Here is a 15847-nt window from a genome sequence, read left to right as displayed (position 1 = left end):
ACCCACTCCTGTTGAGGCGAGGATGACAGTGGGATGACAGTTCGCGCAATTTATGTGCACAACTACCTGTTAGGCGGTTATATCGATGCGCTTTTTCGGCGCGTTTTTCGGTAGCGTGTGGGGATAAACCCGAGCAACCCGTGCCGCCGGTCGATCCTGACTCGCTCGTTCGCTCGGATCAACGGTCGGGTTCTGGGCTATTGCGGGGCACTGGCCTGCTCTTTGACCGCTCAATCGAGACTTGCCGACAGGCACTTCAGCGCTTTTTTACAAACGGACTTCCCTTCTGCAGTTCAATCCGTTAGTATCCGCGGCGTTAGTACCAAGCTGAAAGTCAATTCTGGTCGAACAAATCCCCCGGTCAGCCTTCCCTAAGAGAAGCCTCCACCGACAAAACGGGATCGACCACCTCGATGGTTTCCAGGTAAATCTTGCGCCAACACAGCCTTTGAATCGAAAGCAAAGGGTGTTGCCAGGCTCACTTACTCTGACCGAACCAGCCTGCAAATTGATCAGGATCTTCACCCCGGGCCCAGAACCTTTGCCCTTGATGTGTTGCCTGCCCTCCTAAGTACCTACCTGCCAGCCCAAGCGCGCCAATTTATCAGCGCTTCAAACTGGCTGCTTTGTTCCAGTCGGGTTCTTCGTTCGACCAATGGTGGTCGTCGTCACTGGAACGTTTTAACTTTGCACGGTTCTTATCCGTGTCGCTTGTAGGAACACCAATTATGTCCACTCAAATCCACACTCAGGATGCCATTCGCACCCTAACCAACGCTTTTGCTCCAATGAACTGCCTGATTATGGCCGCTCGCAAAGGCTGCTTCAGCTTCACTCTGGTCAACGAACACGGCATCGCTCGTCACAGCGAACGCCTGTACCCTGATCAATACTCCAGCGCAGAACCGCTGCAGGCTGTGATCGAGCGTACTCGCCAGGCACTGGTTGCCTGAGACGCCAGAAAAGCTGAAAACCTAAAAAGCCCTGCTCAAAAGCGGGGCTTTTTATTGCCCGATATTTCTCATTTCGCGACCTGCGGCTAAGCACCAACCGATATAACGGTTATAACTCGAAGCCGGAAATATTTTAAAAACAGTCCTTTACAGCGAAATAATGACACTACACTTCAACTCAAGCGGCTTGATCCGCTTGCGGCGAGCCTGAATCGATCCATTGCTGCCAAGGCCCTTCAGGTATCGCCGACCACTTCCTGTTTCGAGGGCTTTATGGGAATCGCTGCCAGCGAACTGTGTCGTTATGTGATCCGTCCGACGTTGATCTACCTCGGACGCCATAGCGCAACTGCCGAATCCCTGCTACTGGGCATCGCCGCCAGTCAGTCAGCCCTTGGTTCAGCCCTGCATGACCGCCGTGGACACGGCCTGTACCGAATCACCGAACCCCGCCACCAGGCCCTTTGGGATCACTATCTGGCCCTGGACCCGGATCGGGCAAGCCTGGTCCGCGGCCTTGCCAGCCAGCATGCTTTTCTCAGCGGGCCGCATCTGGAATTGACCGTCAACCTGCGTTACGCCACCGCCATTGCCTGGCTGCTGGTAGAAGAACAGAACACTCCCCTCCCCGCCTCCGATGACTTGTTGGGAATGGCCCGAATCTGGCGCCAGACTTTCCAGCCCCAAGGTCGCCTGCGAGATTTCACCTACGCGTGGCAGACCTGTGTTTCATCGTTGAATCAGGTCGCCTGCTGATCCACCCATTTCCGAAAATCGCACAACAGGTAGCGATTTTGGTCGGATTGTCCTACAAAACCGCTCTAACTCAAGCGTTACAGGCTATAGCGCCCAGACGAAAATCTTGGTAATTTCCGCCCCGGTGATCACCAGGAATTCTAATAATGAAAAAAGTAATGCTCAAAACCACCATTAGCCTCGCCGTTGCCATGGCATCCACCCAACTCTTCGCAAGTGGCTTCGCACTCAACGAACAAAGCATCAGCGGGATGGGGACAGGTTTTGCCGGGCGATCTTCATCTGCCGACGACGCATCTACGGTTTTTGGTAACCCTGCCGGCATGTCTCGCCTCAAGCGCGAACAAGTAACCGGTGGTGTTGCATTTATCGACGCGCACGCTGATATCAGTGATGCGAGTTCCAGTCCGAATAGGGGCACCAACAAAGGTGACATGGTCCCTTTCATGGGCGTGCCCATGGGCTACTACGTAAAGCCAATCGATGACCAGTGGGCATTCGGTTTCGGCGTCTACGCTCCATTCGGCCTGGTGACCGACTACGAGAACGGCTTCGCCGGCAAATACTTCGGCAGCAAGAGCGAAGTCAAAATCGTGACTCTTCAGCCAACCGTCAGCTACGCCTTCAACGACAAGGTGTCGATCGGTTTTGGTCCGACCATCAACCACATCGACGGCACCCTGGAATCGAACTTGTCGATCACTCAGGCCGCGCCGGACGGCAAGGTCAAGATCGAGGGTGACGACATCGCGCTGGGCTACAACATCGGCGTGCTGGTTCAAGCCACCGATAGCACGCGCGTCGGCCTGACCTACCACTCGAAAGTGAAGTACAAGCTCGAAGGCGACACCAAGGTCAATTACAACCTCCTCGGTGCCGTTGGTCAGAACCCGAACCAGAAGTACGATGCGTCTCTGGATATCACCACGCCTGAGTCGGTCGACTTCTCGGTCACTCATCAACTGGATGACCAGTGGACACTCTACGCAGGTAGCACCTGGACTCGCTGGAGCCGCCTGAAAGAAATCACCGTCGAAAACAAAGGCGTTCCGGCCCTCCTCAATGGCCAGTTCGGTACCATCACCGAAGAACAGAACTGGCATGACACCTGGGCGCACGCCATCGGCGCTTCGTACCAGTTGAACAAACAATGGGTCCTGCGTACCGGCCTGTCCGTTGACCAGGCACCGACCAATAACGAAAACCGATCCCCGCGCATTCCGACTGGCGATCGCAAGATTTTCAGCCTGGGCGCCGGCTGGAGCCCGACCGACGACCTGACCATCGACGTAGCGTACTCGTACCTGCGCGAAGAGTCGGTCAAGGTCAACAACAGCAACGGCCGTCAGAACTACAGCGCAGAGTATGAAAACTATGCGAATGGTTTCGGTGTTGGCGCAACATACCGTTTCTGATGATTCACGGCGACTCCCTCGCCGCCTGAATTGAAAAAGCCCCGCGCTCTTGTACAGAGGCGGGGCTTTTTAGTGCGCGTCGATCAGGGTTTCGATGCGAGGGCTTTCTCCACCGCCTCGATGAACTCGGGATTATCCGGCTTGGTCAGGCTGGAGAAATTGGCGATTACCCTGCCTTGGCGATCGACCACGTACTTGTAGAAATTCCACTTCGGCGAACTGCTTTGTTCAGCGAGAACCTTGAACAAATGCGTTGCGTCATCGCCGCGGACTTTCTGCGGCTCGGTCATGGTGAAAGTCACGCCGTAGTTCACGTAACAAACCTTGGCAGTCTCTGCGCCATCCTTGGACTCCTGCTTGAAGTCATTGGACGGCACACCAACCACTTCAAGCCCTTGATCCTTGTAACGCTGATACAGCGCCTCAAGGCCTTTGAATTGCGGAGCGAAGCCACAGAAGCTCGCGGTATTGACCACCACCAGCGGCTTGCCGGCGAAGCGCTGGCACAGATCGATGGATTCCTTGGCGCGCAGCTTGGGCAAAGAGCCTTGTAACAACTCCGGGCATTCTGCCGCCTGGGCCAAACCGGTGAAAGCCATCAACAATGCGGGAACTGCAAGCCAGCGCATCAGCATGTCGGTGCATCCTTGAACAATCGTCAGAAAACGAAATTACTCGCCTTCGCCGCTCGCTAGCAAGCACCCATGCCCAGCTGCATCAATGCCAGGCCACCCTGATGCCAGCCCCACCACGCCAGGGCCAGTAACAATATGCCGACGCCGATAGCAGCCATCTGCGGCCAGAGACTGTTCATGCAGCACTCATCCGGGTTTGCAGACGCGCCACCGGCTGCTCGCGCACCGGCCAGTTCAGAGCTGCGGCCACCAGACTCAAGAGAATCGCCACCTGCCAGATCAAGTCATAACTCCCGGTTCGGTCATACACCACCCCACCCAACCAGCCGCCGAGGAACGAGCCGAGCTGATGGAAGAGGAAAACGATCCCACCGAGCATGGACAAATTTCGTACACCGAACAAGGTCGCCACCGTGCCATTGGTCAAGGGCACCGTAGACAACCAGAGAAACCCCATGGCCATGCCGAACAGATAAGCCGTGACCTGAGTGACCGGCGCCCAGAGGAACAGCACAATCACCACCGCCCGCAACAGATACAGACCGGTGAGCAAGCGCGGCTTGGACATCCGCCCGCCAAGCCAGCCCGCGGTATAGGTACCGAAGATATTGAACAGCCCGATCAGCGCCAGCACCGTGGTGCCGACGGAGGCCGGCAAGTGCTGGTCCACCAGATAAGCCGGCAAGTGCACACCGATGAACACCACCTGAAAACCGCAGACAAAAAAACCGAACGCCAACAGCCAGAATCCTGAATGGGAGCAGGCTTCGCGCAGCGCTTCAGAGAGGGTTTGCTCGTGTCCGAGAACCGGCAGCGGCTTGTCCTTGAGCATGCTCACCAGCGGCACGATCAGCGCCACCACCAGGCCCAACACCAGCAATGCCGCAGACCAGCCAAGCCAGCCGATCAACCCCAGCGTGCCGGGCAACATGGCGAATTGACCGAAAGAACCGGCGGCGCTGGCGATCCCCATGCCCATGCTGCGTTTTTCCGGTGGCACGGCACGACCGACCACGCCGAGGATCACCGAAAACGAGGTGCCTGACAGGCCGATACCGATCAACAGCCCCGCGCTCAAGGACAAGGTCACCGCCGAATCGGACAGCCCCATGAACACCAGACCCAGGGCGTACAGAACACCACCGATCAACACCACCTTCGCAGCGCCAAAGCGGTCGGCCAGCGCGCCGGTGAATGGCTGGGCCAGGCCCCAGATCAGGTTCTGCAAAGCAATGGCGAAGGCAAACACTTCGCGACCCCAGCCGAACTCGGCACTCATGGGCGCCAAAAACAGCCCGAAGCCGTGTCGCACACCCAATGACAACGCCAGAATCAGCGCACTCCCCAACAGCACCCAACCGCATGTACGCCACATTGATGTCATTCTTGTTCTCCGGTAGCGGGTATATACCCGCTTAAGATCGAACAAACTGGCCTCAAGCCAGTTCATCCAGCAATTTCAGCAAAATTTCACGCTTCTCGGCACCCAGGCGATCGATCAACCGCTGCTGCGCCGCTTCCCAGGCTGGCAACGCCGCCGCCAGGCGTTCGCGCCCTGTCTCGGTGAGCAGGACGATGCGATTGCGCATGTCCTCGCCTTCGACCAGCGTCACCAGACCTTCGCCCTCCAGCACCCGCAGATTACGCCCGAGAGTGCTGCGATCCAGACCCATGGCTTCGGCCAGGGACGAGATGCTTGGCTGATCCAGACGCTGCAGATTGCACAGCAGAGAATACTGGGCAACGTTGATCCCGAAGCCGTCGAGGGCGCCGTCGTAATGCCTGCTGACGCCACGAGCGGCGCGACGCAGGTTAGTGCACAAACATTGAGAAGGAAGCATAGTGCGTGTATATACCCGCGGTTAAATGAAAGCAAATTTTTTGATACATATTACTCGTAGGGGCGAGCGGTGCGTGCAAGCCTCGGTCCTACAACAGCAATGCAAGCCCCACCAGTACCGCCACCTCCAGCAATTCCAGCAACGCCCCCGCCGTATCGCCCGTCGTCCCGCCCAATCGTCGCACCATCACTTGCCGTAACCAGACAAACACCGCGGACGCCAGTGCAAGCGCCCATACGGCGCTGAGGCCAGCCATCAGCACACAGGCCACCGCACTGATCACCAACACCTGTTTGCCGGCCAAACGCGGCAGATGATCGGCCAGCGCCTGCCCCAGCCCACCGGGACGCACGTAAGGTGTGGAGAGGAATAACCCCAGTAACGCGCTGCGGCTAATCAATGGAACGATGATCATGACCACGCTGTGCTGTTGCTCGATCAACGCCAGCAACGCGGCAAACTTGAGCAGCAATACCAAGACCAGCGTCACCACGGCGATCGGCCCGCTGCGCGGGTCTTTCATGATGGTCAAGGTGCGTTCACGGTCGCCGTACCCCCCGAGCCACGCATCGGCGCTATCGGCCAGGCCATCCAGGTGCAACGCGCCGCTGAGCACGACCCAAACACTGAGCAGCAGTGCGGCGTGAAGCAATAATGGCGCGCCCAGCAATAGCCAGTTCAGCCCCCACAGAATCACGCCGAACAGCAAACCGACCAGCGGATAAAACAGCAGCGACCGGCCCAGTTCCTCAGGCGTCGGCATACCCGGCAAACGAATTGGCAGGCTGCTCAAAAATTGCAGGGCGATCCAGAACGGCAGCATGGTCAGATCGCTTCCCTTAACAAGACGCCGGGTTCGACCGACAACGAGAACAACGCGCCGTGGCCGACTTCAACGTTGAGCAACTGCTCACGCGGCAATCCGCGCGCTTGAGCCAGCAACAAACGCATGACGCCGCCATGGCTGATCAGCAAGATTCGCTGACCCGCATAGGCCGTGTGCAGTCGTTCGATGGCCGCCAACACTCGCGCAGAAAAGTCCGCCACCGGTTCACCGTCTGGCGGCGTGAACGAATAAGGATCCGCCCAGAACAAGCCCAACGCCTCGGCGCTGGTTTCCATCAACGCCGCGGCGCTCTGCCCTTCCCAGGCGCCGAAGTGTAGTTCTTGCAGATCCTTATCCAGCTGCACTGGCAACCCCAGTTGCGCCCCAAGCTCTTCAGCAAAAAGCGCACAACGCTGCAACGGCGAACTGACCAGTCGATCCCAGGGCCCCTGCTCGATCACCGCGGCGCGCATTTGCTCCCAGCCCTTGCCGGTCAGCGCATCGTCGAGGCTGCCGCGTAAACCGCCGCCGAGTTCGGTTTCGCCATGGCGCAACAGGTCCAGGCGCAAGGTCATGCCGGGCGATCCGCCACTGCGGCTTCGGCGAACGTCGCCATCTGCCCGTGCAGGTCACACGCCAGACGCAACAATGGCACGGCCAATGCCGCACCACTGCCCTCGCCCAGTCGCAGGCCGAGGTCCAGCAACGGTTCGGCGTTCAGGGTTTCGAGCACATGGCGATGGCCTGGCTCGGCGCCGCGATGACCGAACAGCAGCCACTCACGGCAGGCCGGATTCAAACGCACCGCCACCAGCGCGGCGACGCTGCAAATAAACCCGTCGACCAACACCGCGACGCCTTCCTGAGCACAGGCCAGGTACGCGCCGACCAGCGCAGCGATTTCGAAACCGCCGAGGTTGAACAAAGTTTGCAGCGCATCGCTACGCTGAGCGCCATGCAACACCAAGGCGCGCTCGATGACCTGGGCTTTATGGCTGACACCCGCTGCGTTCAATCCGGTACCCGGCCCGGCCAGATGCACCACCGGGCAATCGAGCAACGCACAGGCCAACGCGCTGGCCGCAGTGGTGTTGCCGATGCCCATTTCGCCACCGATGAACAACTGCACGCCGGCTGCGATGGCGCGCTGCACACTGTCGCGGCCGGCCTGCAAGGCAAGTTCCCCCTGGGCCTGAGTCATCGCCGGCCCCTGAACGAAATTCGCCGTGCCCGGGCCGATGTTCAGGTGACGCACACCCGATAGATTCAACGACGGTGTGACAGTGCCGAGGTCGACCACTTCCAGGGAAGCCCCCAACTGCCGCGCCAACACGCTGATCGCCGCGCCGCCGCTGACAAAGTTGTGCAGCATCTGCCCGGTGACTTCCTGCGGAAACGCCGACACGCCTTCAGCAACCACACCATGGTCACCGGCAAAAATCGCAATCCACAGCTGATCGAGTGTCGGCTTGACCTGCCCCTGCAACCCGGCCAGTTGCACCGCCACCGATTCGAGCCGGCCGAGTGAGCCGGCAGGTTTGGTCAGTTGCTGTTGACGCACCAGCGCCTGTTCGACCGCTTGCGCGTCGATTGGCTTACACGGGTTCAGCCACCAGGCGTGAGTCATAACGCAGTTCCTTTCAAAGTCAGGGGCAGGCCGGCAACGGTCAGGACGACTCGCTGACAGCGCTCGGCCAAGGCTTGATGCAGCCAACCGGCTTCATCGACATAGCGGCGAGTCAATTCGCCCAACGGCACGACACCCATCCCGGTCTCGTTGCTGACAAAAATGATTTCACCCGGCAATGATGCCAGGCAGTCCAGCAGGGCTTCGCGTTCGGCCGACAAGCGCTCGGCATCGTCGAGCATCAGCAGATTGGTCAGCCACAGCGTCAGGCAATCCACCAGCAAGCAACGATCGGCACTGGCGTTTTCGCGCAGCTCACGGGCGAGCTCCAGCGGTTCTTCGATCAATGCCCATTCGGCCGGACGACGGGCGCGGTGATGGGCCACCCGTTCGTTCATTTCACCGTCTTGAGATTGGCTGGTGGCGATGTAGGTGGCTATATAAGTGACTTGGAGCTGACTGTCTGTCGCCAGTTTTTCAGCCAGGCGGCTTTTGCCGGATCGAGCGCCGCCGAGGATCAGTTGCAGCATGTTCATCTACCTATTAATTGGCGGCGTGGCGACTTAAGTCATCGCGAGCAGGCTCGCTCCCACAGTTGACCGCATTCCAATGTGGGAGCGAGCCTGCTCGCGATGGCGGTCTCGAATTCACCTTAAATCCCACAGAGCTCACACAACAGCGAGGTATCCAAATGCTTCTCCACCAAATCCGCCAACCGTTCGATATCGCGCTCACGCAAGGCGTAGTAATCGACTTCCTGCACATCCTGCAACCCGGCCCAGCGCAACAGCGCACTGCACGCCGCCGGTGACTCGAACAGGCCATGCAGATACGTGCCGAAAATCTGCCCATCGGTACTTTGTGCGCCATCGCAGCGACCATCGTCGAGCTGTACGGCGGCATTTTCCAAGGCCGGCCCGGTGGTCACGCCGGCATGAATTTCATAGCCACTGACCTGCGCATCTTCTAGCGCCAGGCGCCCACGCACATTGCGCAATTGCTTCTCTTCTTCAAGCTGAGTTTCGAACGCCAGCAGGCCCAAGCCAGCACTGGAACCCGGCGCGCCTTCAAGGCCCAGCGGGTCGTGCACGTGCTCGCCGAGCATTTGCAGACCACCGCAGATCCCCAGCACTTTTCCGCCATAGCGCAAGTGCCGCGAGATCGCCGTGTCCCAACCGTTGGCCCGCAGGTACGCGAGGTCGCTGCGCACGCTTTTCGAGCCAGGAAGAATGATCAGGTCGGCCGGCGGAATCGCCTGACCGGGGCCGATGAATTGCAGGTCCACTTGCGGATGCAGGCGCAGCGGATCGAAATCGGTGTGGTTGCTGATGCGCGGCAGTACCGGCACCACCACGTTGAGTACCTGGTCGGCCTTATCGGTCTGCCGCTGATCGAGACCATCCTCGGCCTCAAGATGCAGGTCCATCACATAAGGCAAAACGCCGATCACCGGTTTGCCGGTGCGCGCCTCCAGCCAATCGAGACCTGGTTGCAGCAAGGCAATGTCGCCGCGAAACCGGTTGATGATGAAGCCTTTGACCCTTGCCTGCTCGCTGGGGGACAGCAGCTCCAGCGTACCGACCAAATGCGCGAAAACTCCACCGCGATTGATGTCGGCAATCAGTACGACCGGGCAGTCCACCGCCTCGGCAAACCCCATGTTGGCGATGTCGCCGGCCCGCAGGTTGATCTCTGCCGGCGACCCCGCCCCTTCGACCATCACCACCGGATACGCCGCACTCAACCGCTCATGGGAGGCCAGTACCGCTTGCATGGCGATGGCTTTGTAGTCGTGATAGGCGACAGCATTCATGGTGGTGACCGCGCGACCATGAATGATCACTTGGGCGCCGGTATCGCTATTGGGCTTGAGCAGCACCGGGTTCATGTCGGTGTGCGGTTCGAGGTTGGCGGCCTGGGCCTGCACCGCTTGAGCGCGACCGATCTCGCCACCGTCAGCAGTCACCGCGCTGTTGAGGGCCATGTTCTGCGGTTTGAACGGCACGACGCTGACACCCTGGCGCGTAACCCAGCGGCATAGCGCCGTCACCAGTGTGCTTTTACCGGCGTCCGATGTAGTGCCCTGCACCATCAAAGTCGCGCCCTGCACCATCAACGTAGTCATTGCGCTTCCTTAACGTAAGCTTCAAGCGCTTGCTCAAGACGCAGCCAATCCGCCTCATCGGCGGGCAAGCCAAACCGCACGCTGCTGTTGTGGGTGAACAACCGCAGCAGAATGCCGCGCCGGGCCATGAATTCGTGAAGCGCTTCGGCGCACTCGGCGATCAGCCATTGGAACAATGCGCAGCCGCCCTGAGGTTTGAAACCGTACTGTTCAAGCAGCAACGCCAGACGCTCGCCGGCCTCGTCAGTACGAATGCGCTGTCGAGTGTGCCCGTCCGTATCCGTCAGGCACGCCTGGCCCAACACTCGGGTCGGACCGCTGACCGCCCAAGGCCCGACCTGTTCGGCCAGCAGCTTGAGCAACTTGCGCTCGGCCAGCACAAACCCCAGTCGCACACCGGCCAGGCCGAAAAATTTGCCGAAGGAGCGCAGCACGATCAAACCGATCTGATTGGTAAACGGCGCCAGGCTCAAATGCGGGGTGTTGTCCATGAACGCCTCGTCCACCACCAGCCAGCCTCCGCGCTGGGCCAGCCGCGCATGCCAATCCAGCAGGCGAGCCGGCGTCAGGCTCAACCCCGTGGGATTGTTTGGGTTGACCACCACCAGCACGTCGAGGCTGTCGAGAAAGAAATCGACTTCCGACTCCAGCACTTCACGCACGATGTACCCGTCGCGACGCCAGGCTTGGGCGTGTTCGGCGTAACACGGCGACAGCACGCCGACCTTGCCGGCCCGGCGCAACCGCGGCAGCAACTGGATCGCCATTTGCGAGCCGGCCACCGGCAACACCTGAGCCGCACCGTAATAGTCGCAGGCAGCCTGCTCCAGACCGTCATCGGTTTCCGGCAACCGCGCCCAGGCCCGCAGCGGGATGTCCGGAACCGGGAATGGCCAAGGCGCCAGGCCACTGGACAGGTCGAGCCAATCGGCTTCGGCAATGCCGTATTCAAGCGCCGCCTTGCGCAAGCGGCCACCGTGTTCAAGCATAGAATTCAGCCCCCACGCAGAGAATCAGCAGCCATAACCATACCCCGCGCTGGACCAATTGCCAGCCACGGTCGATGGAATCGGCATCCGCCGGCACGCCTTCGCCCAACTGCGGACGCTGATGCAGTTCACCGTGATAAATCGCCACCCCGCCCAACTCGACACCCAGCGCGCCAGCACCGGCCGCCATCACCGGCCCGGCATTCGGGCTGTCCCAGGTCGGGCCCTGGGTACGCCAGCACTTCAATGCCAATCGGGTTTTGCCCAGCAGCGCGTAGGTCAACGCCACCAGACGTGCGGGAATGTAGTTCAGAACATCATCGATTTTCGCCGCAGCCCAACCGAAACGTTCGAAGCGATCGTTGCGATAACCCCACATCGCATCGAGGGTGTTGCTCAGGCGATAGAGCACCACGCCGGGCGCACCCGCCACGGCAAACCAGAACAGCGCGGCGAACACCGCATCGCTGCCGTTCTCCAGCACCGACTCGGTGGCGGCGCGGGCGACTTCGGTTTCATCCAGTTCGCTGGTCTGACGGCTGACCAGATAACCAACACGTTTGCGCGCCTCGATCAGATCATCGCTGCGCAGGGCCTTGGCCACCGGCTCAACGTGCTCGCCGAGACTGCGCATGCCGAGGGCACAATAGAGCAAGAGAATCTCGACAATCCAACCAACGTAAGGCGCCCAGGAAAGTGCGGTGGCCAGCAAGGTCAGCGGCACGACCGCCATCACCCAGGCCGTAACGCCGTGACTGCGCCAGCCGCGGCCACCGGAGTTGAAACGTTGCTCGATGCGATCGGCAAAACGACCGAACGCCACCAGCGGATGCCAGCGTTTGGGCTCACCCAGCAGCGCATCCAGCGCGACCGCGGCGACACTCAACAACGCCACACTCATTGACTCACTCCCCAATAATTTTCATACAGCAATTCGCTGAGTGGACGCGCCTGCGCCCAGCCTTCGAGTACCAGCATCGGCGCCGGATAGAATTCCTTGACCGGCCCCAGGCAAAGAACGGCCAACGGCTTGGCCCCGGCCGGTAAACCCAGCAAGTCCGCCAGCGCTTGTGGCTCGAACAATGACACCCAGCCCATGCCCAGGCCTTCGGCGCGGGACGCGAGCCAAAGGTTCTGGATGGCGCAGGACAGCGAGGCCATGTCCATTTCCGGCAGCGTACGACGGCCGAAAATGTGCCGCTCACGATCGTCCATCAGCGCGGCGACCAGCACCTCGGCGCAGTCGTTGATGCCTTCGACCTTGAGCTTCATGAATTCGTCGGAGCGCTCGCCGAGGGCTTCGGCGGTGCGGATGCGTTCTTCTTCCACCAACTGCTGAATCTTGCCGCGCAGTACCCGGTCGCTGATGCGGATGAAACGCCAGGGCTGCATCAGGCCGACACTCGGCGCTTGGTGCGCGGCTTCGAGCAGACGTCTCAGTAACTCGGGTTCGACCGTACCGCCGCTGAAGTGCCGCATGTCGCGGCGTTCGGCGATGGCTCGGTAAACGGCTGCGCGTTCGGCTTCGGAAAATGCGTTGTCCGTCATGGCCTCTTCGCGAGCAAGCCCGCTCCCACATTTGAAATGCGTTCCCCTGTGGGAGCGGGCTTGCTCGCGAAGGCGTCCTCAAGGTCAGGCACAAACAGCGCTGCAATCGCCGATGGATTGGACGGAAAATAAAAATGTACATAAGAGGCCGTCATCCGCCCCTCACGATAAACCGCCTCCGCCCCTCGCCCGCCATTCGGGCTCAGCCCACGAGCAATCGGCTCAAGTTCAGTGCTGGTCAGCGAGTGGTGATAGGTGTGCCCACGCAGCAAACCTTCCGGCAATTCGACCGCCTGCAAGGCCAACGCGGCAAGACGCTTCTGCATCACTGCATCACCGGCCAGCAAGCCAACCAGTTCAGCGCGAGTGCCCTCGACATCGGTCAAGGAATCCAGCAGATACAGCATGCCGCCACACTCGGCCAGCAACGGTTTGCCCGCCGCGTGGTGAGCGCGGATCGCAGTCAGCATCGGCGTGTTTTGCGACAACGCTACATGGTGCAATTCAGGGTAACCGCCCGGCAGATAGAGGCTGTCTGCCTCAGGTAATTCGCTGTCGCGGATCGGCGAAAAGAAAGACAACTCGGCGCCCATGGCCCGCAGCAGATCCAGGCTCGCGCCGTAGGTAAACGCGAAAGCTTCGTCCCGGGCCACGGCAATCCGCACACCGGCCAGCAACGGTTCGGCTGCGATCATTTCAGGCGCGGCGAATTCCACGGCTGGCGGCAGCGCCACATCGCAACTGCTGGCCAGTGACTCGGCCGCCGCATCGAGACGCAGGTCGAGATCATTCAATTCACTGGCCTGAACCAGGCCGAGATGCCGACTTGGCAATTCAATGCCGGTCTCCCGGGACAGCGCGCCATACCAGCGCAAGCCTTCAGTCAGGCTGCCTTCGAGCAACTGCGCATGGCGCACGGTGCCGACCCGATTGGCCAGCACACCGGCAAACGGCAAATCCGGCTGATAACGCGCAAGGCCCAGGGCCAGCGCGCCAAAGGTCTGTGCCATGGCGGTGCCATCGATCACGCCGAGCACCGGCACACCGAAGTGCCGCGCCAGGTCGGCGCTGGACGGCGTACCGTCGAACAGCCCCATGACGCCTTCGATGAGGATCAGGTCGGCTTCGCCAGCGGCTTCCCACAATAGCCGTCGACTTTCTTGCTCGCCGACCATCCACATGTCGAGTTGATAGACCGGCGCACCGCTGGCGCGCTCGAGAATCATCGGGTCGAGAAAGTCCGGGCCGCATTTGAACACACGAACCTTGCGCCCCTGATTGCGATGCAAACGGGCGAGCGCGGCGGTGACGGTGGTCTTGCCCTGACCGGAGGCCGGTGCGGCGATCAGTACCGCCGGGCATTGACGATGGCTATTCATAAAGTGCAGTTCACAACTCGACGCCTTTTTGCGCTTTGATTCCGGCCTGGAAGGCGTGCTTGATCATGCCCATTTCAGTGACGGTGTCGGCCAGTTCGATCATCTCCGGTTTGGCGCCACGACCGGTGACCACCACGTGCTGCATCGGCGGACGCGCCTGCAAGTCGCTGAGCACCTGATCGAGATCGAGGTAGCCGTGCTTGAGGGCGATGTTCAACTCATCGAGCACCACCAGACCGATGGCCGGATCACGCAGCAATTCGCGGGACACTGCCCAGGCGGCTTCGGCGGCGGCGATGTCGCGCTGGCGATCCTGGGTTTCCCAGGTAAAGCCCTCGCCCATCACATGAAAACGCACTTGCTCCGGGAAGCGTCGGAAGAACAGCTCCTCGCCGGTGCTGGTACGCCCCTTGATGAACTGCACCACGCCGCACTGCATGCCGTGGCCCATGGACCGCGCAAGCATGCCGAACGCCGAACTGCTCTTGCCTTTGCCGTTACCGGAAAGCACCAGCAGCAAACCGCATTCATTCGGCGAGTTGGCGATGCGTTCGTCGATCACCGCTTTTTTGCGCAGCATGCGCGCCAGATGGCGTTCGTCACGATCGGGAGTATCAGTCATGGGGGAGCTCTCCGTTGGGGCTGGATAACGGCGGGCAGGCACAAGAATAGACGGCAAGAAGCCTGGCATCGCCCACCGTGATGCCGTTGGATGAATCAGGCCGGTCTCCGGGCTCATGAGCAGCTTGCGCCTGACTGCGCGCCTTCCCATGTCGACAGTCGACACAGTGGCTAGGGCCTGATGACAGGCCCTCGCGCAGCTTTTACTCATTTACCGTTGCGGGGGCAGCGCCGGGATCGTGATCATTCTTCACTGGAAGAAATTCACTCACCGGCTTCCCTGTTTCACTCTGTCGACCAAGGTCACAGAGCACCTGAAACAAGCCGCGAAGGTTAGAGGGTTGGGGGTGGAGCGTCAATTAAAGCCGGGGCGCCGCTGAGCGAATAACTGCCGTCGATCAATTTACTGACGCCAATCTTGTGCCACACTGTCAGCAGTGATATCAAAGAGCCACAACCTGACAACACAATAACAAGGGTGAGCCACATGCAAGGCATGATCATCAGCAATCCGAAGCTGGAATTCCTGCGGCCGGTGCTGGAACGCTGGTTTGACTGTATCGACCGCTACAACGCCGTGCGCGGCGATAACGATACACCTTACTGGTACGACGAAAACGCCAACCTCGGCCTGCTCTGCGCCGCGGCCTGGATGGCAGAAATGGTCACGCTGGCACAGACGTCGACCCGCAAACAGATCGAAGAAGGCGAACGCAACGCCCGCGCCGATCTGTTTATCGCCAGCAGCGAAGAGCGCGCGTATCTCCAGGCCACCCAGCGCTGGCCACGGGTCAATAGCCTGAACCTGACGCAGGCACTGGCGGACATCACCAGTGACGCGAAGCGAATCAGCTACGCCAGTGATCTGAAACTCGGCTGTCTGTTTGTCGCGCCACAAAAAGCCCAACACAGCGCCACCCCGGAAGAACTCCAGGACATGGTCGACGACCTGCAAAAGGAACATACCTGCGCCGTGGCCTGGTATTTCCCTTACGCCTACCGCAAGTTGCGCAATGAAGCCGGCAACTACCATCCAGGCATCGCTGTTCTGCTCAAGGAAGCCCGCGGCTGACCGGTTGAACCATCGAACGTCTACGCTTCTCTATGATTACGTCAATGCATTCATAGGGAA

At 60.2% G+C, this 15847-nt stretch carries 18 protein-coding genes and 1 riboswitch; of the genes, 4 read left to right on the top strand and 14 right to left on the bottom strand.

The annotated features are described in order from the left end of the window. Positions 1 to 728: 728 nt before the first annotated feature. From IB250_RS23640 to IB250_RS23630, 3 genes are all read left to right on the top strand, one after another. Positions 729 to 953, top strand: a complete 225-nt coding sequence (locus tag IB250_RS23640; RefSeq protein WP_007898912.1) for a hypothetical protein — start codon at positions 729 to 731, stop codon at positions 951 to 953. A gap of 273 nt (positions 954 to 1226) precedes the next feature. Further along, entirely contained in the window at positions 1227 to 1709 is a 483-nt protein-coding gene (locus IB250_RS23635) for a hypothetical protein (protein WP_007898914.1), read from the top strand. A 146-nt stretch (positions 1710 to 1855) separates the two neighbouring features. Further along, complete coding sequence (locus IB250_RS23630; protein ID WP_192345774.1) at positions 1856 to 3124, top strand: OmpP1/FadL family transporter; 1269 nt, start codon at positions 1856 to 1858, stop codon at positions 3122 to 3124. A gap of 83 nt (positions 3125 to 3207) precedes the next feature. Here IB250_RS23630 and IB250_RS23625 read toward each other — a convergent pair whose 3' ends face one another. From IB250_RS23625 to cobO, 14 genes are all read right to left on the bottom strand, one after another. Next, positions 3208 to 3759, bottom strand: coding sequence for a glutathione peroxidase (locus IB250_RS23625; RefSeq protein ID WP_192345773.1), 552 nt, complete (start codon positions 3757 to 3759; stop codon positions 3208 to 3210). A gap of 56 nt (positions 3760 to 3815) precedes the next feature. Further along, complete coding sequence (locus tag IB250_RS28840; protein ID WP_008071541.1) at positions 3816 to 3938, bottom strand: hypothetical protein; 123 nt, start codon at positions 3936 to 3938, stop codon at positions 3816 to 3818. Then, positions 3935 to 5143 (bottom strand): MFS transporter, encoded by a 1209-nt coding sequence (locus tag IB250_RS23620; protein ID WP_008013905.1) that lies wholly within the window; start codon positions 5141 to 5143, stop codon positions 3935 to 3937. The genes IB250_RS28840 and IB250_RS23620 overlap by 4 nt, the downstream gene beginning before the upstream one ends. A 52-nt stretch (positions 5144 to 5195) precedes the next feature. Further along, the gene (locus IB250_RS23615; RefSeq protein WP_095051845.1) at positions 5196 to 5600 is read right to left on the bottom strand and encodes a MarR family winged helix-turn-helix transcriptional regulator; all 405 of its coding nucleotides are present in this window, start codon (positions 5598 to 5600) and stop codon (positions 5196 to 5198) included. 88 nt (positions 5601 to 5688) lie between these two features. Next, complete coding sequence (locus IB250_RS23610) at positions 5689 to 6423, bottom strand: adenosylcobinamide-GDP ribazoletransferase (RefSeq protein WP_192345772.1); 735 nt, start codon at positions 6421 to 6423, stop codon at positions 5689 to 5691. A 2-nt stretch (positions 6424 to 6425) separates the two neighbouring features. Further along, a complete protein-coding gene (gene cobC, locus IB250_RS23605; RefSeq protein ID WP_192345771.1) occupies positions 6426 to 7001 on the bottom strand; it encodes an alpha-ribazole phosphatase family protein in 576 nt (191 codons plus the stop codon). Then, positions 6998 to 8053 (bottom strand): nicotinate-nucleotide--dimethylbenzimidazole phosphoribosyltransferase, encoded by a 1056-nt coding sequence (gene cobT, locus IB250_RS23600; RefSeq protein ID WP_192345770.1) that lies wholly within the window; start codon positions 8051 to 8053, stop codon positions 6998 to 7000. Before cobT ends, cobC begins: the two co-directional genes overlap by 4 nt. Then, entirely contained in the window at positions 8050 to 8583 is a 534-nt protein-coding gene (cobU, locus tag IB250_RS23595; protein ID WP_192345769.1) for a bifunctional adenosylcobinamide kinase/adenosylcobinamide-phosphate guanylyltransferase, read from the bottom strand. The genes cobT and cobU overlap by 4 nt, the downstream gene beginning before the upstream one ends. Before the next feature lie 122 nt (positions 8584 to 8705). Beyond that, a complete protein-coding gene (locus tag IB250_RS23590) occupies positions 8706 to 10166 on the bottom strand; it encodes a cobyric acid synthase (RefSeq protein ID WP_412548351.1) in 1461 nt (486 codons plus the stop codon). Between the two features lie 8 nt (positions 10167 to 10174). Beyond that, entirely contained in the window at positions 10175 to 11167 is a 993-nt protein-coding gene (cobD, locus tag IB250_RS23585; RefSeq protein WP_192345768.1) for a threonine-phosphate decarboxylase CobD, read from the bottom strand. Next, the gene (cbiB, locus tag IB250_RS23580) at positions 11160 to 12068 is read right to left on the bottom strand and encodes an adenosylcobinamide-phosphate synthase CbiB (protein ID WP_192345767.1); all 909 of its coding nucleotides are present in this window, start codon (positions 12066 to 12068) and stop codon (positions 11160 to 11162) included. Before cbiB ends, cobD begins: the two co-directional genes overlap by 8 nt. Then, the gene (gene bluB / locus IB250_RS23575; protein WP_192345766.1) at positions 12065 to 12715 is read right to left on the bottom strand and encodes a 5,6-dimethylbenzimidazole synthase; all 651 of its coding nucleotides are present in this window, start codon (positions 12713 to 12715) and stop codon (positions 12065 to 12067) included. Before bluB ends, cbiB begins: the two co-directional genes overlap by 4 nt. Continuing rightward, on the bottom strand, positions 12712 to 14094 hold the full coding sequence (locus IB250_RS23570; RefSeq protein ID WP_192345765.1) for a cobyrinate a,c-diamide synthase: 1383 nt from the start codon (positions 14092 to 14094) through the stop codon (positions 12712 to 12714). The genes bluB and IB250_RS23570 overlap by 4 nt, the downstream gene beginning before the upstream one ends. Before the next feature lie 10 nt (positions 14095 to 14104). Continuing rightward, positions 14105 to 14716, bottom strand: a complete 612-nt coding sequence (gene cobO, locus IB250_RS23565) for a cob(I)yrinic acid a,c-diamide adenosyltransferase (protein ID WP_008071512.1) — start codon at positions 14714 to 14716, stop codon at positions 14105 to 14107. A gap of 80 nt (positions 14717 to 14796) precedes the next feature. Then, a riboswitch (cobalamin riboswitch) is annotated at positions 14797 to 15048 on the bottom strand. A gap of 154 nt (positions 15049 to 15202) precedes the next feature. Here cobO and IB250_RS23560 point away from each other — a divergent pair. Continuing rightward, on the top strand, positions 15203 to 15787 hold the full coding sequence (locus tag IB250_RS23560; protein WP_192345764.1) for a hypothetical protein: 585 nt from the start codon (positions 15203 to 15205) through the stop codon (positions 15785 to 15787). Positions 15788 to 15847: the final 60 nt, after the last annotated feature.

Source organism: Pseudomonas sp. PDM09 (genome assembly GCF_014852305.1).
In the GTDB taxonomy this organism is placed as follows: domain Bacteria; phylum Pseudomonadota; class Gammaproteobacteria; order Pseudomonadales; family Pseudomonadaceae; genus Aquipseudomonas.
The sequence above is the reverse complement of the archived record's forward strand: the minus strand, read 5'-3'. Positions and strand labels throughout refer to the sequence as shown.